General features: G+C 32.8%; 23 protein-coding genes. 2 read left to right on the top strand and 21 right to left on the bottom strand.

Annotation, left to right across the window (positions count from 1 at the left end):
• Positions 1 to 2 precede the first annotated feature (2 nt).
• From QW060_RS03980 to mnmE, 12 genes are all read right to left on the bottom strand, one after another.
• Positions 3 to 662: an SLOG domain-containing protein gene (locus tag QW060_RS03980; protein WP_290362363.1), complete on the bottom strand. Its 660-nt coding sequence runs from the start codon at positions 660 to 662 to the stop codon at positions 3 to 5.
• A gap of 8 nt (positions 663 to 670) precedes the next feature.
• The gene (locus QW060_RS03975) at positions 671 to 1834 is read right to left on the bottom strand and encodes a toll/interleukin-1 receptor domain-containing protein (protein WP_290362362.1); all 1164 of its coding nucleotides are present in this window, start codon (positions 1832 to 1834) and stop codon (positions 671 to 673) included.
• A gap of 57 nt (positions 1835 to 1891) precedes the next feature.
• Positions 1892 to 2635, bottom strand: a complete 744-nt coding sequence (locus QW060_RS03970) for a TIR domain-containing protein (RefSeq protein ID WP_163431082.1) — start codon at positions 2633 to 2635, stop codon at positions 1892 to 1894.
• A gap of 36 nt (positions 2636 to 2671) precedes the next feature.
• Positions 2672 to 2827: a hypothetical protein gene (locus QW060_RS03965; RefSeq protein ID WP_290362361.1), complete on the bottom strand. Its 156-nt coding sequence runs from the start codon at positions 2825 to 2827 to the stop codon at positions 2672 to 2674.
• Between the two features lie 164 nt (positions 2828 to 2991).
• Positions 2992 to 5100 (bottom strand): DUF262 domain-containing protein, encoded by a 2109-nt coding sequence (locus tag QW060_RS03960; RefSeq protein WP_290362360.1) that lies wholly within the window; start codon positions 5098 to 5100, stop codon positions 2992 to 2994.
• Complete coding sequence (locus tag QW060_RS03955; protein WP_290362359.1) at positions 5087 to 6856, bottom strand: DUF262 domain-containing protein; 1770 nt, start codon at positions 6854 to 6856, stop codon at positions 5087 to 5089. Before QW060_RS03955 ends, QW060_RS03960 begins: the two co-directional genes overlap by 14 nt.
• Before the next feature lie 73 nt (positions 6857 to 6929).
• On the bottom strand, positions 6930 to 9095 hold the full coding sequence (locus tag QW060_RS03950) for a DNA/RNA helicase domain-containing protein (protein ID WP_290362358.1): 2166 nt from the start codon (positions 9093 to 9095) through the stop codon (positions 6930 to 6932).
• Positions 9096 to 9116: 21 nt separating this feature from the next.
• Positions 9117 to 9446, bottom strand: coding sequence for a nucleotide pyrophosphohydrolase (locus QW060_RS03945; protein ID WP_290362357.1), 330 nt, complete (start codon positions 9444 to 9446; stop codon positions 9117 to 9119).
• Positions 9447 to 9764: 318 nt separating this feature from the next.
• Positions 9765 to 10841 carry a Fic family protein gene (locus QW060_RS03940; RefSeq protein ID WP_290362356.1) on the bottom strand — a complete coding sequence of 359 codons (1077 nt, stop codon included), beginning with the start codon at positions 10839 to 10841 and terminating at the stop codon, positions 9765 to 9767.
• Positions 10808 to 11014 (bottom strand): phage integrase SAM-like domain-containing protein, encoded by a 207-nt coding sequence (locus QW060_RS03935; protein ID WP_290364684.1) that lies wholly within the window; start codon positions 11012 to 11014, stop codon positions 10808 to 10810. The genes QW060_RS03940 and QW060_RS03935 overlap by 34 nt, the downstream gene beginning before the upstream one ends.
• Positions 10992 to 11390 (bottom strand): hypothetical protein, encoded by a 399-nt coding sequence (locus QW060_RS03930; RefSeq protein ID WP_290362355.1) that lies wholly within the window; start codon positions 11388 to 11390, stop codon positions 10992 to 10994. Before QW060_RS03930 ends, QW060_RS03935 begins: the two co-directional genes overlap by 23 nt.
• Positions 11391 to 11432: 42 nt before the next feature.
• A complete protein-coding gene (gene mnmE / locus QW060_RS03925; RefSeq protein ID WP_290362354.1) occupies positions 11433 to 12839 on the bottom strand; it encodes a tRNA uridine-5-carboxymethylaminomethyl(34) synthesis GTPase MnmE in 1407 nt (468 codons plus the stop codon).
• Positions 12840 to 12963: 124 nt separating this feature from the next.
• Between mnmE and QW060_RS03920 the strand changes: the two genes are divergently transcribed.
• Positions 12964 to 13818 carry a universal stress protein gene (locus tag QW060_RS03920; RefSeq protein ID WP_290362353.1) on the top strand — a complete coding sequence of 285 codons (855 nt, stop codon included), beginning with the start codon at positions 12964 to 12966 and terminating at the stop codon, positions 13816 to 13818.
• A 64-nt stretch (positions 13819 to 13882) separates the two neighbouring features.
• On the opposite strand, the gene dnaN is transcribed toward QW060_RS03920, so the two are convergent.
• The 5 genes from dnaN to QW060_RS03895 form a co-directional block, all read right to left on the bottom strand.
• A complete protein-coding gene (dnaN, locus tag QW060_RS03915; RefSeq protein ID WP_290362352.1) occupies positions 13883 to 15001 on the bottom strand; it encodes a DNA polymerase III subunit beta in 1119 nt (372 codons plus the stop codon).
• 85 nt (positions 15002 to 15086) lie between these two features.
• Positions 15087 to 16769: a gliding motility-associated ABC transporter substrate-binding protein GldG gene (gene gldG / locus QW060_RS03910; RefSeq protein ID WP_290362351.1), complete on the bottom strand. Its 1683-nt coding sequence runs from the start codon at positions 16767 to 16769 to the stop codon at positions 15087 to 15089.
• The gene (gldF, locus tag QW060_RS03905; protein ID WP_290362350.1) at positions 16769 to 17488 is read right to left on the bottom strand and encodes a gliding motility-associated ABC transporter permease subunit GldF; all 720 of its coding nucleotides are present in this window, start codon (positions 17486 to 17488) and stop codon (positions 16769 to 16771) included. The genes gldG and gldF overlap by 1 nt, the downstream gene beginning before the upstream one ends.
• Positions 17489 to 17497: 9 nt before the next feature.
• Complete coding sequence (locus tag QW060_RS03900) at positions 17498 to 17794, bottom strand: putative quinol monooxygenase (RefSeq protein WP_290362349.1); 297 nt, start codon at positions 17792 to 17794, stop codon at positions 17498 to 17500.
• A gap of 2 nt (positions 17795 to 17796) precedes the next feature.
• Positions 17797 to 18636: an SAM hydrolase/SAM-dependent halogenase family protein gene (locus QW060_RS03895; RefSeq protein WP_290362348.1), complete on the bottom strand. Its 840-nt coding sequence runs from the start codon at positions 18634 to 18636 to the stop codon at positions 17797 to 17799.
• 92 nt (positions 18637 to 18728) lie between these two features.
• Here QW060_RS03895 and QW060_RS03890 point away from each other — a divergent pair, with 92 nt between their 5' ends.
• On the top strand, positions 18729 to 19739 hold the full coding sequence (locus QW060_RS03890; RefSeq protein ID WP_290362347.1) for a PhoH family protein: 1011 nt from the start codon (positions 18729 to 18731) through the stop codon (positions 19737 to 19739).
• 40 nt (positions 19740 to 19779) lie between these two features.
• Here the strand turns inward: QW060_RS03890 and QW060_RS03885 are convergent, their stop codons facing one another.
• The 4 genes from QW060_RS03885 to glyA all read right to left on the bottom strand — a co-directional run bounded on the left by QW060_RS03885 (position 19780) and on the right by glyA (position 24376).
• Positions 19780 to 20541, bottom strand: a complete 762-nt coding sequence (locus QW060_RS03885) for an META domain-containing protein (RefSeq protein ID WP_290362346.1) — start codon at positions 20539 to 20541, stop codon at positions 19780 to 19782.
• A gap of 9 nt (positions 20542 to 20550) precedes the next feature.
• Positions 20551 to 21726, bottom strand: coding sequence for a carboxypeptidase-like regulatory domain-containing protein (locus QW060_RS03880; RefSeq protein WP_290362345.1), 1176 nt, complete (start codon positions 21724 to 21726; stop codon positions 20551 to 20553).
• A gap of 157 nt (positions 21727 to 21883) precedes the next feature.
• Positions 21884 to 23023: a carboxypeptidase-like regulatory domain-containing protein gene (locus QW060_RS03875; protein ID WP_290362344.1), complete on the bottom strand. Its 1140-nt coding sequence runs from the start codon at positions 23021 to 23023 to the stop codon at positions 21884 to 21886.
• 78 nt (positions 23024 to 23101) lie between these two features.
• A complete protein-coding gene (glyA, locus tag QW060_RS03870) occupies positions 23102 to 24376 on the bottom strand; it encodes a serine hydroxymethyltransferase (protein ID WP_290362343.1) in 1275 nt (424 codons plus the stop codon).
• Positions 24377 to 24409 lie beyond the last annotated feature (33 nt).

The raw sequence follows: 24409 nt of genomic DNA, 5'->3' as shown, positions 1-24409 counted from the left end.
ATTTATATTTTATCTATTAAATATTTCTGAAACAAAGACATATATCCATAATCTTTAAGATATCTTTCGTGTTTTACTTCATCATCTTCAGGTAAATTATCATATACAATTTTAGTTGCAGCACCTGTACTTGCTATCGGTAATAATAACGCTTGAGGATGTAATTCTTTAAACATTTTGTATTCAACTTCAATACCATCCATTCCACCAATAAAGACAGCAGCAGCAAATTCATTTTCAGACAACATTTTTTGCCTCATTTCTTGAATACTACTATGAATATCTCCTTTATTATCCGTAAAAATTATATTCTCAAATTTCTCATTGTCTTCGGGAAATTTTTCTCTAAAAAACTCTGATTGGTAAATTGTTACATGCTTCTGAATTTCGTTTTTTATGTTTTGGAATAGGTGTTTTTTTTGTTCTTCTGAAGGTATTTCATTAATAGATTTATCTAATCTATATTGTATAGTTCTTTCAATAACAAAATTTATTAATGGAGTTATCGAAGGATGACCTCCCCAAATAATTCTATGTTTATCAATAACAATACTAGCTAAAGCAATAACAGCATCTCTAATTGCAATAATATCTGCCGTATCATAATATTTTGGGTGTCTTTCCGGCAAAGGAATACTTGCTGATAAAAATATATTTTTCATAACTTATATTATTTTGAGAATACTGTATTAAACTGTGATTTCTTTAATGTTTTTATTTCTAAATATTCATTTAACCAATCTAAATGTTCTAACCAATAATTACGAATTGATAATTCATCAAAAATCAAAGTAATTGATTCGATCTCTTTATCTTCTATTTGCTTGATAAGCTTTTGTGAATTGTGACAATTTATAGATTGAGGAATTCCTACTGTGGGAATAAATACTTTCAATTTTCCATTATCTAATTTTTGAGTGATATATCTGCTATATTGAAGATTAACCTCTATATTATTATCGTTAGCAGCTTGTGTAAAATCTGTAATCAACCAATCTTGTCTTGATGCTAAATTTCTTGCTCTTGAACTTTCAACAAGATTAAGTATTTCAGATAAAGCACTTTCTTTCAATCTACCTTTAGTAAGATCTGAAAATAGAGGTTTATCAAAATCTTTATCATTTAATTTTTTTGAATAACCTAAATGAGAGAAATCTTCAAAATCACAATCAGGCCATAGTAGATGAACAATTCCAATTCTTTTTAGATGAGCTTTATCTAATTCTTGTTTACACCAATCACTTTTCAGAAATTCTTTAGTATTTAGCATTAAAATCAAATCACAATCAGTCATACGATGCCATAATTCTTCTTGAAATTCTTCACCTTTATTAATCGAATGCGTATCTATAAAAACATCAAAATTATTCCTTTCTAAAAACTCATATAATTGTATAGCTATATTACTAGATTCTGAACGTTTATAGGAAATGAATAACTTTCTATTTTTTCGTAATAATTCAAAACCTTCAAGAACAATATTTTTTATTTTTATAAGATTATCATTGTAAGTAACCCCATTTTGATTTGATAAGAAATCAGGAATTTCTTCTGTAAAACTTTTATTATATACGGGTAGAATTATATTGGCATCTAGTTTTTGTTTTTCTAAAATTTCTAATTGACGACCTGTAATATTATTTTTATGTCCAGCATAAATTACAAACGCAGCTTGACCACCAGAATATTCATTATCAACATCCTGCTCTCTAATAATTTTTAAAGCATCAGATATAATTTTTAAATCATCGAATCCTTTCTTTAATTCAATTTCTAGAGCTTTAAAGAATTCTTCATTTTCACCAATTAAAATAAGTTGGTATTTGTATTTCATACTAAAGTTGGTTTTTTATTTGAATATCAATTTAAAATATTTTATAAACAAAATGTACTAATTAATCAAAGTAAATATTTGTGATAAGCATTCATTGCCTCTCAATTTATTTTGTTTTATATGTTTCAAGATTAAATTAAAGGCTTCTGTATCTATAGAAATAAAATTATCAAAGTCAGATATAGTATGTTTAAATGTAAAACTTTCATTCAGATTTGAATATCGTTTATCAATTGCTTTATTCAAATAAAAAGGAGTTCTCCGTTGAATTGTTTTAACCGTTTGAATTTCTGAATAAATCCATGGAGAAAGTGTTTTCCACTCATCGCTTCCTTTCTTAATTGAATTTTCAGAATCAAGAAATAGAAATAAATCTGTATTATTAATCATTTCTCTTAATGAATTCATCAACATTAAATATACATTGGAATAATAAATACCTCGTGTTTTTTCAGTAACGTTTTGTGTTTTATTTAATAGTAATTCCACTAAATCATCTGAAAAACTCCATGCATCAGAATCAATAAAGCTTCTTATATTAAATTCTTTTAATAAATAATTAGCAAGAGAAATAGCATAGTCTTTATCCTTGTGTGAATGAGATATAAAAATATCAGCATCTATTTTTGGAAACCAAGTATCTTCTATTAATTTACCGTCGATTACTAAAACATCTGCTAAATATTTTTCAAAACTTAATAATAAATTATGTTTATCATCCATATAAGGCTTGTCATACTTATTTAATAAAGTTTGAATATTTTCAAATATAAAATCAACATTTCTTAATCTATTATTCAATTTTATAGCTTTATACATATTTAATTTAATCATTAATTACCTCACAAATCCACTTATAAACGTATTCACAAAATCGTAGATTTTATGGGTAACACGTTCAATTTTGGTACTGCGTTCTTTTAAACTTGGTTTTTGAATCATTAAGCCCGCAATATCTTCACGTAACGGTTGTTTATCCGTAAATAAATTCACCAATTATATGTTCTAATCTATCTTGACCTAACGCTTCTTCTTTACTTATCTTCTGAATAACTTTTTTACATTCTTTTTCTACAAAATCTTCGAAAGCTCCCATTACATCATCTAGATTTAGCTTGTTCCATCAATTAATCTTCTAAATATCCATAAAACATGGTTTAGTTGGTTTTGAATTTTACTTTTTTTGATAATACATTAGGAGATCCTCCGTTATAATTCCCTTTTGTATTTACAAATTGATAAAAGTTAGGGAAGTATTTATCATCTTTCCAAAAATCACCTCCGCCAGATGCTATATAATAATTAGACTCTAACCACATTTTCTCTTTAAGATGATAGTTATACCATTGAATGGCCTCTACCCAATCCTCAGTTTCCTTATCATATGGTATTTCTACTATAACTTTCTCAAATAAATCATCCAAACTATCTGAGTTTATAAAATCTTTAAAAAACTTATTGAAGCATTTATCCTCTTCAGAGTCAATATCTCGAACAATTCGTCTTTCATTATCAAAATCTAAATTATCGTAATCATTTGTAACTTTAGCATTCCAGAATGATCCATAGGTAATTAAACAATTTAACAACAATGGATAATTATCCCAAACCTCACCTCCTTCATCACTGATTGGTATCAATTCAAAGAATTTATATTGTATTATTTTTAATTTATTCAAATCTAATGATGATTTATAATCAATTAAATGAGAACTATTTATATTGCGAACATCTCTTCCATTCAAATTAGTAGGATGATCCTCTAATTCCCAAATTGTAGAGATTTTTTCATAAAAATCTTTCGATTTTGATTCCGAAACTAAATAATTATATTTCAATAATTCTTCATTTATCGACTCATCATCAACATCTAATTTAGTTTGTAAAATTTTCCCAAAACCTTCTCTTGAAAAAACATCAGATTCTATAATGTTTTTTTCTACACTTCTAACAAAATTATGGTATCTATTATAGAAAATTCTTAGCGTAATAATTAAATTATCATCGATCTTTTTACCAACGTATTGTGTTAGAATATTTAATGCTGACCAAACACCAACCATTCTATTTCTTTCAGTGTTTCTATTTTGATCTTTTGTATTTGTAAACCAATTAGTGTGATCTGAATTTAAAAAACTTATAATCAATCTCCTATAATTTAATAGCCATTGATAATATATACCTTTTTCAGTACAATAAGATTCTATTTCTTTGGATTTTAAAAGCTCTAAAGCTTTAACATAGTTTTCAATAGTTATCAGCCCTTCTGATTCGAAACATCTCAAAAGATCTAAATGATTAGGCGATTCAAAATATTTATCCTTAACTTCTTTTATAATTTTTAAATCACGTTTATGATTTTCTAAACCCGCTATACAATATATAAATTCATTAAAAACATTATCTGCGTTTTCGTGTTCACCTCTAATTAACCAAAAAAAGTCTTGCCATTTTTCCCATTTCGTTCCCCAATCATCTTTCTGTTTTAAATTAGGTATGGAAGCTAATAATTCGGCTTTTAAATTCTCATTAGATTGCATTTTTTCACCTCTAGCATTCATATAAATGTAAAGCTCTTCGCCTTGTTCACTTATATTGGTATCGAAATACCAAAACTGAACATGATTCAATACATATTCTTTAAATAAACCTATATCAGCAATTTTATCATTTAAAAATTGAACTATGGTTTTTAAATTATGAACTATTGATTGAATGGTTTTATCATTTTCATAAAAATTATAAAACCAATATTGTTCGCTTAAATCTCCTACTTCATTATTTATACTATGTGAAATGGAATGATTTAAAAATTGTAAACTTGCTTCTCTAACTCTATATTCAATAAATGATTGACTATTTTTAAAATACAATTTATCGAATTGAGTTTTAAAGTTTTCATCAAGTGATGCTAAAGCACATAATAACAAATAAATAGTTGTAAGTCGTTGTTGACCATCTATTAAGAAATATTTATCCGGATATTCGTAATCACTGTAAGCATATATAAACCCGATACTTGTATTAAATTTTATAGATTTATAATACTCTAATATTGTTTTTTCAAAAGACTTGTCATCAATTAAATTAACTGAAATTTGATTATTAGATTCTTCAAAATTTTTAAAATCTTCATATATCGAAAATAACAATCCCTCTACTTGATCCTTACCCCATACATAATCACGTTGAATTTCAGGTACAATAATTGACTCAATATTTTTATTAGAGAAAAGTTCTTTAATACTGTATTTACCTGCTTTCATTTTTAGATTCTTCTTTTTTTAATAGGGTTGCTAATTCTAAAATTCTATTTTCAATGATTCTTTTATGTTCATCGATATTCGTTTTATTCCAACGCGTAAAATCTCCTGGATTTTCATCAAAAATAGATTTAGTAAATACTTCGATTGTATGTGAAGGAATAAAACCTCCGTTTTTAATGCGCTTTAATATCTTAGTTCTCTTTTCATCATAAAACCCACAACCATTCAAAATATTATCTACATTTGAAAGCAAGCACATATTACCTAAATGATGGATATATCCCGAGCGTTTTAAGGCATCTGTGTATAACTCTTTTTCCTCTGGCTTGCGTTCTTTTTTATTTAATACCTGTTTTACTTTTGCCTTATCTTCTTCATTAACCATTTCATTTATATTGGCTTTATCTGATTCCGTAAGCACATTTTTTTTGCCTTCAGGTTTTTGTGGGAAAATATGTTCTAAAGTCCATTTTTCTTTTACGTAACTATAAAAATTAAATTTTGTATCCGTTTGTAGTGCGTTGATTGCTAAAAGAATTTGATGTATTTCTGTTGGATTACTTTCGTAATTATAATCTGTTCCTACTGGTATATACTCAATTACTTTTTTCAATAATTCATTATTAAAATTTTCTTTTGAATCGTACTTAAATGATTCTACAAAATCAAGAATGTCAATTTTTGAACCTTTATGGAAAAATAGATAACCTAATCGATTGTAAACAGTTGTATCTTTAAACCAATCTTTTAGAATCCAAAATGTGTTGTATATTTCTTCTTGTATCTTTTGAATATCCTGTTGGTTAAAGAAATTAAACAATTCGTGATGACTCATATTCTCTTTAAAAGAAATATTTTTAATATTCTTTGCTGCTAAAGATAGAAAACCAAACATAGGATCATTGAATGAACTGAAATAAAACATTCTAATTTCTTTATCATTTACCCAGTTTTCAATTTCGTCCCAACGTCTACCTAATATTAGTCGTTGTTCTTGAATTTCTCTAAATGATTTTGTTCGATCGTTTTCAGCTATACGAGCATATTTTGTAATAAATAGCGCTTTAATTAATTCAGCTTCAGTTAAAGGAATTTTGTTACTATTTAAGTTTGCAAACACTTTTTCACTGCTTACATGTTCTACAACATTTACAATTATTTGTACTTGATTACAAAAGAAATTATAAAACTGCTGAAGTTTAGTTTCCTCAAAATCCTTAAAATAAGCAAAACAACGTTTTAATGCACCAAACAAATAAAAAGTATCTTGATTATTAAAAGTACTATCCTCTATTACTAAACCATTTTCACGATTCCATTCACTTTTCAATAATAATAATTCTAATTTTTCTGGATTGTAAATGTACTTTTCAAAGAAATTAGATCTCACTGCATAGTCTAATCTATTCTTAGCTATATTATCTTTTTTAGTAAGAAATGACAATACCGAAAGCATAATAGAAAGCGTTGTTAATCTTTGTTGACCATCAATCACTTCTAAATAATTGGTATCATTTACTTTTTTTAAAGTAATGTATTGCAAATAATAATCAAGTTGCTTCTTGGCTGTTACTGATTTAGTATATGCATCGTGTAAATCATTCAATAAAATAATTACAGCTCCATTTTCATCGGATCCCCATTTGTATCCTCTTTGATACGAAGCTATATGAAAGTATTGTGCGTCATAATCTAATAAGCAGCCATCTATATTATCTGAAAAAATATTTTTTACATTATATATCAATTCCGCCATAATAGTTCGTTTTCATAATTAATAATGTTCTCTAATTAGTTTTTATAAAATTTTCAATTAAGGCTCTTTAGGCTTAACCTAACACTTTTTCAAAAACACCTATAACTTTAAAATTCATAGTCTCTTCATCCCTAAGTACTATGGGGGCATAATCTAAAGTAGACAATGGTTTAAGAATTATTTCTTCATGCTTCCCCCCATCTTCATCAGTCGTTTTTTTACTCCTGTATTCTTTGATTGTATAGTTAGCGCCAATTTCATTGTCCCAAATCTCACTTCCTTCAACAAGCGTAATTACCCCATTTCGACTTCCTCCGAAATATTTACGGAATAAGCATATACTGCCATTTGGAATAACCTTATTCATCGATTCACCAACTACTTTACAGGCAAAATAATCATCAGGATTAGACAAATCGGGTATATTAATGTATATAATATCCTCTACAAGTTGGAAATCAGAAAAATTTCCAGCTGCTACAGATATATCATAATAAGGAATTGTATTTTCACCTTGAGAATTCAAGAACTCAAGTGTAGAGTACCTCTCATTCTCTCCACATAATAGAATATATTGGCTGAGATATTTTCTAAGGTTTGGATTGCATACATAAACATAAGTACCTTCTATTCCTCTCAAAAATATAGTCTTGTAGATATTGATTATATAATCTAACAAAACTTTATCATCCTTTATCGAATTTTTCCCATTTTTATCTTTATAAAGATGCTTGTGGACGATAAATTCTTGTGCTGAAAAATCATAATCTAATTCAGGCCCTATAATTACTCCTGTATAATTTAAATCATAACCTTGAGTTGTGTGAATACAACCTACTTCGTTAATTGCATTAGGTGAATTTACCCAATCTACTGCAGTGCTATTCCATTTTAGCTTTGTCTCACCAATTTCAATATCAAATGCTTCGGGATTATTTTTAGAAATCCATTCCCAAGCAAAACCAGCTACCATTCTTGATAATCCCAGAGTTGTTTCCTTTTTATGAATTTCTTTTAGCATTTGATCTAAATTATCAAACAACTTAAAATCATAAAAACCAATATCTTTATTTGTTATATTATGATCGGTTTCATTAAATAATTTATGTATTAATCCCACATAATTGTTACCTCCTTTTACCCGAAACTGTGTTGTTAATTTCTCATTTCGAGTGGTGGTTTTATTTTTTAATTGGTTAAACTCTTCTTTAAGGATGTCGGAAGGTTTTATAGACTGAAACTGGTCATAAAAAATAATAGATTTTTTACTTTGTAATTGTACCCAGTCTAATTCAGTAGCCGTCATTTTATCTAAATTAAGAGCTTCGTTATTTTTATCAAAAGTTCCAAAATAAGATCCTAGGTTAATTCTTCGTCTTAAACGATGACCTTCGTCCACAATTAACAGATCATATCGTTGTTTCACTATTTCAGAAGGTCCAATAACCATTTTACCTGAGAGTCCTTTTACATTTTTGAACACATTAGTGATTGTTTTACGAAAAGAAGCCATTGGAATTACCAAGGCCATATTTAAATCTCCATATTTTTCCCTTATTTGTTTAACTAATGTGAATAGGCTTTCATCTTCTTCATCAAAATCTGAAAAATTAAATTCATCGAATTTTGTTTTCAATAATTTAAAGAGAAAAATAGCTAAAATAGATTTTCCTGTTCCAGCTCCGCCTTGAATTAAACTTACTTTAGCATTGTCATCTAGTAAACATTGCAATATCGTTTTTAAACTAGAAATCTGTTCTTTGGATAAAGATTTATAGGGAGAGTATTTAAATAAATCGGAATTATCGATATGCTCTAAGGAATGACGGGCGATTCCTAGAGTTCGCAATTCACTCCAAATATCATTAAAGAGTTGCCAATAGACTTCCTTTTGGTTATAATACGTGTGATTTGAGATTCCAAGATTACCATTTTGAAGTGAATAATGACCGTCTGCTGCTATATATCGTATTAAGTTGGATTCAATATCTAATGTTGCGGACTTATTAAATAACTCACTCGTTATAAGGTTTACACTATCAAGATTTTGTTTCTTCTCCGTTTTAATATGAGTTTTTAATCGTTGAATAACATCAGTAGTTTCGCCTACATAGGCTTCTTTTGCTCCTTGCTCTTCCAAGAAATAAACTAGGGGCCAATTTAAGAACTCACGGTTATTAGAAATTAATCTATTTTCAATCTGGTTATCTAAAGGATATTGTTGAATGCTAAATTTCATAACTAATGATGCAGATGGTTATTATAATTCATTGTATTTTTTTGCTGTACCTTTAGCCTTCTCTACAGGATACTTTTCATTATTTTTCTTAATCTTATCAAAAATAATTTCTTTAATGTCTAACTGATTTTTTTCAGCTAGTAACAAAGCATACATAAACACATCTGCTAATTCTTCCTTTAATCTATCTCGATTAAAATCATCATTTCCTTTCCAAAGAAATAACTCAAGTAATTCCGAAGACTCAATAGATAAAGCGACTGCTAAATCTTTAGAATTATGAAATTGACTCCAATCGCGATCATCGCTAAATTTGATGATTTCTGCTGTAATTTCTTTTAATGAATCCATAATCTACTCGTTTTATAAAAAGGGAAAGGATATTTCTTTAAGTTTATTGGCTATCCCAAAGCTTTTGCTCTAGTATCTTTTTATTGTTATCTGACATTTTGTTTAATTATGTTTTGCGTAAATATAATAATTGTTAAAATGTAAAGAAAACGAAAATAAAGAAAATTATAATGTGGAAACCCGTAAATATTCCTGATATAATCTTTATTTACAATAAATTATTGCACTTCAAATAAAGGACTTTTAAAAGACGAATTTTGTCGTTTTGAACAAAAAAGTAAAATAAAGCTAAAAAAAGAAAAAAGCTTAGAGTAGTATCTAAGCTTTTTGATGTTGTTTTCCTTTCTCTGTTAAATAATATTTTTGATTTCGGCTTGTAGGTTTATCAGGAATGATTAAAGCTACTAAACCCGCTTCTATGGCTGGTTGTAAATAATTTTGTCTAAAATTTTCTCTATCAGATAAACCTAACATTTCTTGTAATTCACTGCGACTATGTACTCCCGTAAAAACTTTTAAAAGCTCTTTAACTTGCTGGGTATCTTGCTGGGTATCTTGCTGGGTATCTTGCTGGGTATAAGTTACAGATTCTGTTGTAGGCAACGTAACTCTTAAAAAGTTTTCGGAAAAATGAAAACTATCTTGTGCATAAGCCTGTAAAATTCTTGGGATTCCTGATCCTAATTGCTCTACCAAATCTAAATCCTTGAAAATACGCATTAATTCTTTATTTCTGATGATGGAATATCCTTCAAAAAACTCTTCTTTTGAAAGCCCTTCGGGTAAACTGCCATAAGAAGTAATCTCCAATCGATCGTCGAAAATTTCAAATTTTGGAGCAACTTCTTTTGTATAATCGTTATGTACAAAAGCATTGATTACCGCTTCACGCAAGGCAATGGCGTTCCACAACCGTTGTTCTTTACGTTCCTTCGGAGTGATTTTAGTTAACGTTCGGTTTTCTAAATTCAATTTGTCTAAAACCTGATGCGTAGCTTTAACTAATGATTCGTATCCATACTCATTACTTTCCGCTAATTCTACCCGATTTAAACCTTGATAACGAGCTACTTTTACAGAAATGTTATTGATATCGTTCATTAAATATGCGACATAATTGTAATTTCCTTCTTCTGTAAACAACTCCAAATTTCGGGCAAATTGCTCATTTAAAGCCTTTCCTATGGATTGATAATAGATATGTAATTGCTGAAACTGTAAAGTTTGTTTGGGCGATTTCATGTTTACGATAGAGTTGCGGATGCGCTTGCTAAAAAGTTGTTCTATTTGTCGGGTTGGCATTGGTTCAGCTGAACTTCCTATTCGGATAAAAGCTCCTTTTTCAGAAAGTCCGTATTTCTTTATATAATAAGGTTTTTCATAACCACCAGCCACAAACCTTCGTCAAAAGCAGCTCTTAAAGCAGCTTTAAATTTATTGAAATAAGAGTATTTAGAATTTTCTGAAAGCAAGGTTTCACTTTTTGTCTTCGCTTCTATAACAAAATATTTACGGACACGTTTTACAAAAACTTCATCCACTTCTTCAAACGTTAAGGTAGGTGAGATACACCTTTTTAAATGTACTAATGTTGCTGTCCAGTTTGCATAATTTTTTAGGAGAATTAATTTTCTCCTCTGCTTTTTCCTGAAAGAAATCTAGAAACCGTCTTTTAGATTTAATGTTATTTTTTAAATCAAACCTACCTTGATAGAATTCAGCTTTTCTGATAGCTAAAATCTTTTTAGCTAAATCAAGGTTCTCCTTATTCTTCTTCTTTTCATTAGCTGTCTTAGCATTTGGATCAAGATAAAGCTGTAAATTCTCAAATTCACGGATATGTCTACGCTTTCCTTCAGGTGAAATTTCAGAACCTTTATAGTACTCAATCAACAGACTAATTTTGCCACTTGGCAATTTTCTTTCTTTTAAAGTAATTTTCATAATGCTGTACGTTTGTACTACATAATTTTAATAAAAAAAGATTTACTTTCCGATACAAAAATTCGCAAAAATATTTCCGAGCAATTCATCATTGGTTACCTGTCCTGTAATTTCACCAAAATAATACAACGCCTGACGGATATCAATCGCCATAAGATCGGCCGGTAAGTTGGATTGTAAACCGTAATTTACTTTTTGAATTTCTTCAAGTGCTTTAAGCAAAGAATCATAATGTCGGGTATTGGTGACAATCGTCTCATTATTGCGCAGAGCTCCCGTATTGACAAAAGAATACAGGCGTTCTTTCAGCTCCTCTACTCCGGCTTTATTTTTAGCAGCAATAAAAAGTGTTGACAACTGTAAATCAGCAGAAGACAAACGCTGTTTGATTTCCTCTAAAGCAGTTTCCGACAGTAAATCCATTTTATTGATGACAATGACCAAAGGTTTTAACGGAAACCTATTTTTTATTTTTTCAATCTCACTGAGATATTCATATCCGAGTTCCTGAAACTTGGTTCCTTCAAACAGATACAGCACCACCTGAGCCTGTTCCATCTTTTCAAACGTTTTCTGAATACCGATGCTTTCCACTACATCTTTTGTTTCGCGGATCCCTGCTGTATCAATAAAACGAAATCCCACGCCATTGATGACCAGTTCATCTTCAATTGTATCTCTCGTAGTTCCGGCAATATCTGATACAATGGCCCGTTCTTCATTGAGCAATGCATTTAATAAAGTCGATTTTCCTACATTGGGTTCCCCTACAATAGCAACCGGAATTCCGTTTTTAATAACATTTCCTACGGCAAACGAATCGATAAGGCGTTTCAAAACAAATTCAATACGGTTCAACAACTCTTTGAATTGTGTACGGTCTGCAAACTCCACATCTTCTTCCGAAAAGTCGAGTTCCAGCTCAATCAGTGAAGCAAAATTCAAAAGTTCCTCGCGCAGTTTGGCAATCTCATTGCTGAATCCGCCGCGCATCTGTTGCATGGCAATCTGATGAGAAGCTTCGTTATCTGAATTGATCAGATCGGCTACAGCTTCTGCCTGTGACAGATCCATTTTGCCGTTTAAAAAAGAACGCAGTGTAAACTCTCCGGCAGTCGCCATACGGGCTCCTTTACGCAACAGCAGCTGGATAATCTGTTGCTGAATAAACGTTGAACCGTGACAGGAAATTTCTACTACATCCTCCCCTGTATAGGAATTCGGATTTTTGAATAGAGAAACCAATACCTGATCGAGTACCTTATCGCCATCTACGATGTGCCCCAGATGAATGGTATGCGTCTTCAGGCGGTTCAGATCTTTGCTGCGAACCGAACGAAACACGTCATTGGCAATGGGAATTGCTTCATTGCCTGAAAGTCTGATTATGGCAACCGCTCCGGCTCCTGATGGAGTTGCCAAAGCCACGATGGTATCCTGTAATATCATATCCAAATTATTTAAAGCAAAAATACGATATGTTTTCGCGAGAAAAAAATCTTAAAAACCACGGTTTTATTTGCCTAATCTCTTTTTCTTCGTAACTTTAGTGAAGACTATAAGAGTTATCATTATGAAAAAAATATTATTTCCAACCGATTTTTCAGAAACGGCAGACAATGCGTTCATTTATGCGTTGCACTTTGCCAAATCGGTAAATGCTGATTTATACGTTTTACATACGTATGACATGCCGGTCATATCAAGTACCAGTGCCGGACAACCCGATCTTATCCAGGAAGTATACAACACTATTGAATTCGGACATTTTGATGCCTATAAGGAAAAAGTGCCTCAGATGCGTGAAATTGCTGAACAGCATCAGTTAGGTGATGTAAACATGACCTTTATTTTTGAAGAAGGATCTTTACTATACACCATACAACGCATCATCAAAGATGAGAATATAGAGCTTGTAGTCATGGGTACCAACGGTAAAAGTGGTTGGGATAAAAAAATTCTGGGGTCCAATACAAGCAATGTAATACGCAATGTGGACATCCCTATCCTGAGTGTGCCGTTTAAGGCAAAATTTAAACGTCTGGAACGTTTCGGATTTGCAACGTTACTAAAACCTTCTGACCGAAAAGGATTGCGCCAGATTTTCAATTTTACCAAAGGTCTGAATGCCGAAGTAAAATGCCTGCACATTTTAAGAAAGGAAAATCCTGAAGTTGAAATGCTTGTAAAAGAATGGCAAAACTTCTTTATTGATGATAAATTGGAAATTACTACAGTATTAAACAGAGATCTGGAACAAAGTGTTTACTACTTTATTGACGAGCATCTGATCGATGTAATGTGTATTGTAAAAAGACAAATGGGCTTCTTTGAGCGATTGTTCAGCTCCAGTCTGAGTCAGAAATTATCGTATCACGCAGATGTACCTGTTTTGGTACTGCAGGAAGGCGAAAAAATTGATGACTAATGATATAATATAAAAACAAAAAAGCAACTCAAAAGAGTTGCTTTTTTTATGACTATATAAAATCTTAGTTATTAAGCATAACCGGCATTACAAGCATGGTTACGGTTTCACCTTCGTCAAGACCGTCAACAGGCGTCAGGATACCTGCTCTGTTTGGTAAAGACATTTCTAAAAGAATCTCGTCTGACTGCAGGTTATTCAGCATTTCAATAAGGAAACGCGAATTGAATCCGATCTGCATATCATCTCCCTGATAATCACAGGTAAGGCGTTCGTCTGCTTTATTTGAATAATCGATATCTTCTGCAGAAATATTCAATTCCGTTCCGGCAACCTTTAAACGGATCTGATGTGTCGTTTTATTGGCATAAATAGCTACACGTCTTACCGAACTTAAGAATTGAGTTCTGGCAATAATCAGCTTATTCGGATTCTCTTTTGGAATTACCGCCTCATAGTTCGGATATTTTCCGTCAATAAGTCGACATACCAATATATAATTATCAAATGAGAACATTGCATTTGAATCATTGTACTCAATTTTCACTTCAGCATCAGAAGTCCCCAAAATATTTTTTAAAATATTCAAAGGTTTTTTAGGCATGATAAAATTAGCTTCTGCGCTCGAAGTGATATCCGTGCGGGAATATTTTACTAATTTATGAGCATCTGTTGCCACGAAAATAATTCCTGAAGGAGAAAACTGAAAATAAACGCCTGACATTACAGGGCGTAAATCATCGTTTCCGGCAGCAAATATCGTTTTACTTACAGCGGTAGCCAATACTTCAGCAGGAATATGTGCTGTAGAAGGGTCTTCCAGTAATTCTGCTTTTGGAAATTCATCTCCTGGTAAATAGGCCAATACATACTTTCCTAAATCAGAGCTGATTTCAATGGTATTGTTTTCCTTAACCGTAAAAGTCAACGGCTGTTCCGGAAATGTTTTCAGGGTTTCTAACAACAAACGGGCAGGAACTGCAATGCTGCCAGTATCAGTAGATTCTATTTCTAACGTTGCAGACATCGTAGTCTCTAAATCTGAAGCGGATACTTTTAATTGATTGTTATCCAGTTCAAATAAAAAGTTATCAAGAATATGTAAGGTGTTACTACTATTGATTACACTTCCTAATACTTGTAATTGTTTTAATAAATACGAGCTCGATACGATAAATTTCATATATCTTTTTTTATTATCCGTAAATTAACGGAAGTTTTTACAAATATATCTTTTTAGTAGCAATAAAAAAAGGATTTTTTAGCTATTATCTTCTATATTTTTTCTTTCTCAAAAAGGTGAATATCCAACCAAATAAAATAATCACTGCAACGGGTAATACTACAATGAGAATCTGTATCTGAGTATAATCATTATGTACTTTCTCTTTATCCAGCAATGCCAGCTTTACATCTTTTGTGCGTAACTGAATCAATCCTGTGTCGTCTAACAGATAGTTAACCGTATTCAGCAAGAATTCTTTATTGCCAAATAGATTATTGGTCCATTTGTCATACCCCAGTTCCATCGGAGCTCCGTTTTGGTCCAGTTGGTTTCTGATCAGATCTCCATCAGAAATCACTACCATCTTATTGGCTACGCCCGAATCCTTGTAATCCGGTTCTTTAAACGGCAGTATTCTGTTTTTATAAGCTGAAGTAAAAGTTCCTTCCAGCAATACCGCCAAAGGTATATTCCCCTTTCCCTGATAGCTTTCAAGAGGTGTTTTGTCGATTCCTTTTTTCAGATCAATCTCCAGCGGAGTTCCCAACGGTTTAGAGTATTCAGACGAACGCAGCAAAACAGTTTTACGAATGTTGTTCTTCAGCGTATCAATTCCATTAGCGAAATCAAATTTTACTCCTTCAATGTTTTTTGTAATCGGATGTCCCGGATTTCCTAAGGCATAAGGTGCGAATTTCCACATGTACTCCTGATAGGTGGTTTCTGAACCCTGCTGTCCTGTGGCAAGCTTAATCGGTGTAGCCACCTCATCCATAATCAAGGTAGGATTTACCCGAACCCCGTATTTGAACAGCAGTTCGCTAAGGCTAAAATCTTTTGGATATGCCAGCATACCTCCTGTTTTAGTTAAGCTATCCATATCAGCCTGCACCTGATCAATAAGCCATATTGTTTTACCACCATTCATTACAAACTGGTCTAACACCTGTATTTTATCTTCTGTAATCGACTTAGTTGGCTTGGCAATGATGGCCAGATCATATTCTTTTAATTGTTGCAGCGTTTTATTCGGATTTTGTGCAACACTGTCCAGTGTAAAAGGTGCGATATAATAATTTTCACGAACTGATTTTAAGAAATCAGCCATATACACATCTTCAAGTTCACCGATACCTTTGATGACAGCTATTTTTTTCGTTTTTTCATGAATAACAGTATTTACGGCATCTGCAATAGCATATTCTAAATGCTGCACAGAGCTTAGTACCTTATCTTCAGTACTGATACCCATAATGTTTTTAAGCAAAGGAATTTTTGCATGGCGATCACCATACGTTGCTACAGCCCATGGAAAAACCATTTCCTGAGATTGCTTTCCTTTATCGTTCAAAGTCATCGAAATCGGCTTCATCCCATTCGCATACAGTTGTTCAGCAATCTGCATCTGATCGGCCTGATTTTCCAGCGGATTTACAAACTGAAAACTGATATTGGAATTATAAGCCATAAATTCTTCCAGCAATTGACGGGTTTCTTCCTGCAATCTTCTCAAATCTGCCGGAAACTGTCCTTCTAAATACACATCAATAAACAAAGGCTCTTTTACTTGCTCCACAATCGAAAGTGTGGTAGAAGAAAGCGTATAACGGCGATCCTGCGTAAGATCAAATCGCTTGAAAACAAACTGTCCTGCCAGATTGATAAAAATCAATGCCAGAAGTATTCCGGTAAACGATACTAAATATTTGCGTTTCATTGCTGCCATTATTTTTTCATGGATTTTAGATTAAACACTGTAGCACTTACAAAAAGGAAGGCAACACTGATAAAATAAAGCACATCACGTGTATCTAAAACGCCTCTGCTCATACTCTTAAAATGAAAATCCATACCAATGCGTTCCAAAAAAGGTAGTTTCAGCATACCTCCCAACTGATCAAATCCCATATAAAAAATAAGAGATAAGACAATGGCATAGATAAACGCCACAATCTGATTATCGGATAAGGTTGATGAAAAAATTCCGATCGCCGTATAACCTGCAATCAGGAAAAGCAATCCGATATAAGATCCGATTGTACTTCCGATATCCATATTATTCATCGGATTACCGTACGGATTCAGAATAATTACATATAAAACCGTAGGTATAATTGCAATAAAAATCAGTACAAAAGCCCCTAAAAATTTCCCTGAGACAATTTCGTAAATACTCAGAGGCTTGGTCAGCAACAATTCAATAGTTCCCTGTTTGCGCTCATCAGAAAAGCTGCGCATGGTTACTGCCGGAATAAGCAATAACAAAATCCACGGAGCCAGTTTAAAAAAAGGCGTCAGATCATTATATCCGCTTTGCAATATGTTGTAAGAACCGTCAAACACCCATAAAAACAAACCGTTTAAAACCAAAAACACCACAATCACCAGATAACCGATGATAGAGCCGAAAAAGGATTTAATTTCACGTAGTAAAATAGCTTTCATACAAATAGATTAAGGGAGAGATTCCAGTTTATCAACACTCCATGCCTGTGGTTTATCATTGAAAAAAGGTTTGGTATTGGCCCAGACACTTTTAAAAAGTTCAGATTGTCTATAGTTTTCCAAATCAGTTTCTTCATTCCATACAGAATACGTAAAAAATATGTTGGGCTGCTGTTTATCGCGATACAGCTCCAGAAAATTATTTCCGGGATAATGTCTTATTTTTTCTTTTACTGTCTGAAAATGTTCCAAAAAGACCGGTATTTTATCTTCCTGAAAACTCATCTTAACAATTCTTATAAACATTTTTATTCGTTTTTTGATTCAAATTCAATGATAATCGGATCGTGATATCCCAATCCCAGTAATGATTTCACACTGCCACTGGTTGCGGGATTGGTTTTATAAAGAGAAACCTGCAACATTTCCAGATCATTAAAGATAAGCAAGGAACTGCCATGGTATTCACTCAAAGCTCTGGTCTCTGTATTGAAATCTGCATAGTATTTATTGATGCGCGTCATCTTATATTTACTGCCGGTAAATAAAAACGGACGGCCTTTACCCACTTCTTCAAACAGTTTTTTGCTCACATTGCTTACTGCATTTCCATAATGGTCTTCATACACAATATTCGCAAAAATCACATTTCCGTCCTCAGATATACGAGGTCTTAATTCGGTCATTCCCACATAATCTTCACTGCCAATAAGCTCACCCAGACTTTCCGCATCTGCCCCTCCATTGATTGCGGCACACACATCGGCAAACAAATCCATACACGAAAGATGTTCGGGTTTATTTTGCAGAAGGACTACTTTTTCTACAGCATATTCCCTTTCCTGAGTCAGCAGACTGCATATACCATTATCTGCTGCGAGAAAAAAATGACCGTCAAAGCGCATCAAAAGAAAGCGACTGTTTTCATGCAGTTCTGCATCTACACAAATGATATGAATCGTGTTTTTCGGAAATGAAGCATACGCACCGGAAACGACATAACTGGCATTGCCTACATTATATAAATCAATGCAATGGGAAACATCTACAAGCTGACAATGCGGAATTTTAGACAACAGTTTACCTTTAGCTATTGCTACAAAATGGTCTTTGATTCCGAAATCAGTTGTTAGTGTAATTATTGACATTAATTAATCAAATTGTTATTGCGTTTTTACTTAATTTTTTTTAGATTTGATTGAATACAAAACTAATTTATTTTAATTAAATCTAATAGCTTTTGAACGAAAGAATCATTGAATTGGAACATATCACTCCTAAAGATTTTTGGGGAGCTCAGGATATTCATTTGGAAATCATCAAAAAACTCTATCCTAAACTAAAAATCGTTGCACGCGATACTATTGTAAAAGTGTTTGGAGAAAACGAAGTATTAGACTTATTTGAAGATCGGTTTGACCGTATTATCAAGTACTACCAAAAGTACAATACCTTAAACGAAAATATCATTGAACGCCTGATCATCGATGATCAGCCCCAGCAACACATGAAGTCCAGTGACGAAATTCTGGTACATGGTCTCGGTGGCAAACTCATAAAAGCCATGACACCAAACCAGCAAAAACTGGTCGATAATGTCAATAAAAATGATATGGTTTTTGCCATAGGACCTGCAGGAACCGGAAAAACATATACGGGAGTGGCACTCGCTGTAAAAGCGCTGAAAGAAAAACAGGTGAAACGTATCATTCTAACGCGTCCTGCTGTTGAAGCAGGAGAAAATTTGGGTTTTTTACCCGGAGATATGAAAGAAAAGCTCGATCCTTATATGCAGCCTTTATATGATGCCTTACGGGATATGTTGCCTCCAACTACACTGGAAGATTATTTACTTAAAGGCATTATACAGATTGCGCCTCTTGCGTTTATGAGAGGACGAACACTCGATCATGCGTTTGTAATTCTGGATGAGGCACAGAACACAACTCATTCCCAAATGAAGATGTTTTTGACCCGTATGGGTAAAAATGCCAAATTTATCATCACCGGAGACCCTGGTCAGGTAGATTTACCGCGTAAAGTAACTTCAGGTTTAAAAGAAGCTCTTAATATTCTTTCCGGTATTGAAGGCATAGGCATTATCTATCTCGATGACAAAGACATTGTAAGACACCGTTTGGTTAAACGAATTGTAGATGCCTACAAAATCGTTGAAACATCTAATGAGTTCTCTACAAAACAATTTAATTATAACAGAGACCATCATACGAATGAGCCACCAAATGTATAAATATAACGCATAAAAAAGTCCCGGAAATCCGGGACTTTTTTTATTTCTTAAATAACATTTTCAATTGCTGACCTGCATAAAGGCGCAATTCATTTCCTTCGATTTCATACCTCGTGACCTGTTCTATAACTTCGAGAAACTCCTGTTCTACATTTTCATTGACACACATCATCAGAGTGGTTGCCATATGGGGAAATTTGATAAGAGAACCTTCAGTGATAACTGAACCGCTGATACCATTACAACTGGTATTGCCGGACACTCTGTTTTCCGTCGTATCAAACTCCAGATAAGGAGTTGCATAACTTCCGTCCTCGCTGATTTTTTTATGATTCAATTGCTTTAAAATCCATTTACCTTCCAATTCAGGATGTAACAAATAATGTGCACACCCCTTGTGTTCCCAAACTATCTTACCGTTTTCTTTTAACTGCATATCCGCCTTGTAAGCAGAATCTTTGTCAGACATTCCGTCTGTACAATACCCCTCAACAATATGAATGGTTAAATCATAGCCACCACTCAAAAGATGGTAGGTTTTAGTCATGTTTTCTTTATCTTCAGAAGGAACTGCATATTTAAAAGTTACCACCTTTCCCTCAACATCCTTAAAAACTACTATATCTTCCGCTATATCAATATTCCAAAACGGCTCTACACCAAAAATTTTCAGAAAAACTTCTTCCTCAGAGGCGGTGTTTTGCTCTATTTGCATTTTATCAACCGAAGGTTGCCGGGTAGATTTACAACTACTCAAAAAAACGGCTCCGATAGCTGCTGTTAACAATACAATCTTTTTCATCTTATCTATTTAATTATTAATTTTCCCTAATGCTTGTTCCTCTTTACTATTCAACAAAATAACATTTTGATCATTCCAGTACTTTGTTGTATAGTTTTTTCCCAACGGTTGTAAAGTCGGATGATAATAAATAAGATCTGGCTTAGGCTTTTCAGAACTTACAGCAGAATTTACTGTAATCAGCTCGTGAATACCACCGATCAGATACTGGTGCCTCTCTCCTACTTTAACCATTGCCTGAACTCTGCGCGTGTCATACACCAAAAAATATTTTCCATCCACAGCATTGAATATTTGTTTGTAACGGATCTCTGAAAATTTAATGCGGTACAGCACTCTATCTTCAAATTTAATGTTTTTTAAATGTTTGCGGGATAGTTGTATGTTGATTTCCAGAATAAGTTTGGCTTCATCATCAAATACTACAGTTCCTTCAAAAATCTCATCCTTAGCTGTTTCAGAAGGCTCAAAATACAACGTAGTCAGTTCTTTACCTTCAGCATTCTTTTTAAGGGTAAGATACATTTCATAGTTTTTATTTTTTACTATTTTAGACAATCGTTCAAACTGAAAAGCATTGGTGACGATTTCCTGTAAATTCAACAAATAAAAATTAACAGGATTATTTTCATAGCTTTCAAATTCTTTCGACTGAAATTTTATTGCACGACTTTCATTTACGGTAATATTACTGGTTGATTTATTCTTATAAAAATAATCAAGCATACCGTCTGCGTACGAGTAAACTTCATTGTTGATGTTCATCATTTCCCGGTAGTAGGTACTCAGTTTAATATCTTTTGAAAATTTAGATTTGGAGTTTTTAATAATCTCATTCATCACCTCTCTCAGAGAACGGTTCAGAATAACCATTTCTTCCATTTCATAAGCAGAAGAATTTAAATAAACAACCATTTCCTTGCGTTCAGGAACGAGTACATATTCTAAAACATCGTAGTTTAAGTGGCTGAATTTTATTTTTTTTATCTCTTGTGGTACAGTAAGACGAAAACGCCCATCGGCATTGGTCATGGTACTGATATTAGAATTCACTCCGGTAATACTTACATATTCAACCGGCAGATTGGTGTTTCTGTCTTTTATAATACCGGAGTAAGTGGCTGTTTGTGCCTGAATACCAAAACTGATGAAAAGAAAGACTAACCCAATGTACAACTGTTTCATAATAGTGTCTGTTTTTTTTTAAATAAAAATAAAATACATATTGCGCCACTTCAACCGGAATAGTTTTAAAATTTTATCCTGAGAAGGGAATTTACTATAACAAAAAAAGTGATTACAAAAACCTAACCACTTTTTTATTTCTTCTATTTTCATTTTTTTATTTATAATCTGTCAAATGCTGAACATTTGGCTTTTTCCAGAATTCCGTCGTATAATTTTTTCCTAATTTATACAAAGCAGTCTCTTTTATAAGTTTATTTTTGGGAGGAAAAACACTCACTGGAGTAAAGCTAAACACATACATCTGAGCGTTTCCGGTAAAGCGATCATCCAACTTAGCCATTTTGGAGGTGGCTGAAATATCATAAGCGTACTCAAAATAGGTAATATAATATACTCCGTTTACATAAGCATAACGGGCTTTTCTTTTAAAATCGTTGATTTTTATTTTAGCCACAATTACATTCATCATTTTATTGTTTCCTTTATATTTCTCAGCGAATTGTAAGTCTATATCCAGAATCAGTTTCTTCTCTTCATTAAAAACCACTTTTCCTTCAATAAGATTTTCCGCTTTTGAATTTTCTACCGGCTCAATATACAATGTATGTAGAATCTCTCCATTAGCCGACTGCTGCATGGTAATATAAAATTCCTGATCCTTGTTTTTTATGAGTTTTTTTAAAAATTTAAACTGAAGAGCATTTTCAATGGCATCTTCCATATTCATATTTACTGTACTCAATGATTTTGCCTGTTCATCCACCATTCCGGTATCTACACTACGGCTTTCATTGACTACAATATCAATCTTAGACGTCTTATTTTTGATATAAAAGTCAACAAGACCGTCCGCATAAAAAGATTTCCATGTATTGCTTTTGTAATTCTCTTTGTAAAAAGTACTCAGTTGAATATTGGTTTTAAATGATTTTTCAGAGTTTTTAATTACCTCATCAAACACATCCCTTATAGGCCGGTCATATAAGACCATTTCTTCCATCTGAAAAGAAATAGCTTCTAAACCAACAGTGAATGGCTTGGTATCATTTACTTTATAGCGCAATTCCTCATAATGCACATTAGAAAAAATGAGTTGTTTTCCTATTACATCGGATACATTGAGATAAAACTCCCCTTTTTCATTAGTAGAAGCTGTCAGCTGCCCTCCTTCTAAAATTACAGAAACAAATTCAAGTGGTGCATTTGTTTCTTTATCCACAACCACTCCCTGAATACCCTGAGCCTGCATAACCATGCCTGTGATTAATAGCAGCAGTGTAACGTATTTTTTCATATTTACCTTTTTAGTTTTAGGTAAAAATAAAAAAAGTAGATGAAATTCATCTACTTTTTTATGATACTCAGCTATTTACTAAAAAACAAACATTGCTCTTTCTCCCATCATCTCATTCACCTCAGTTGCTACTTCTTCTATAATATCTTCATCAGTATGATGCATAAGTACCTTATCAATCATTTCGACTATTTTATCCATATCACTTTCAACAAGACCACGGGTAGTAATAGCAGGTGTACCGATACGGATTCCAGAAGTTACAAATGGTGATTTATCATCAAAAGGAACCATATTTTTGTTAACCGTTATTTCTGCTTTTACCAAAGCATTTTCAGCTTCTTTCCCTGAAATATTTTTATTGCGCAAATCAATAAGCATCATATGATTATCCGTTCCTCCGGAAATAATATTATAGCCTCTGTCCATAAACGCTTTCGCCATGGCCTGTGCATTTTTCTGCACCTGTAATGCATAACGGAAAAATTCATCCGTAAGCGCTTCTCCAAATGCTACTGCTTTTGCCGCAATGATATGCATCAATGGTCCTCCCTGATTTCCAGGAAATACAGCGCTATCCAACAGAGAAGACATCATTCTGGTTTCTCCTTTCGGCGTTTTTAATCCGAACGGATTTTCGAAATCTTTACCCATTAATATTATACCTCCTCTTGGACCTCTGAGGGTTTTATGAGTAGTTGTAGTAATGATATGGCAATAAGGCACCGGATCAGACAACAGCCCTTTTACAATAAGCCCTGCAGGATGTGAAATATCTCCCATCAAAATAGCTCCTACACTATCCGCAATTTCTCTGAATCGTTTAAAATCCATATCACGTGAATACGCTGAAGCCCCAGCAATAATGAGTTTTGGCTGTTCTTTGGTTGCTATTTCCTGAATCTTATCATAATTTAAACGTCCCGTTTCCTGATCTACTCCATAAAAAACCGGATTGTATAATTTTCCTGAAAAATTCACCGGAGATCCGTGTGTAAGGTGTCCTCCGTGAGACAGATCAAAACCTAATATTTTATCTCCGGGCTGTAAGCAAGCTGCAAAAACGGCTGTATTGGCCTGCGAGCCGGAATGAGGCTGCACATTTACATAAGCCGCATTAAACAGTGCTTTGGCTCTGTCAATAGCAATCTGCTCTACAACATCCACTACTTCACATCCGCCATAATATCTTTTATTAGGATACCCTTCTGCATATTTATTTGTTAAAACTGAACCTGCAGCTTCCATTACCTGGTCGCTTACAAAATTTTCAGAAGCAATCAGTTCAAGTCCGTGAACCTGTCTGTCCTGCTCATCTAAAATCAAATCAAAAATTTGTTCGTCTCGTTGCATTTTCTAATATTTCGTTAAAATGAATCCAAATTT

The organism is Paenimyroides ceti (assembly GCF_030409925.1).
The sequence above is the reverse complement of the archived record's forward strand: the minus strand, read 5'-3'. Positions and strand labels throughout refer to the sequence as shown.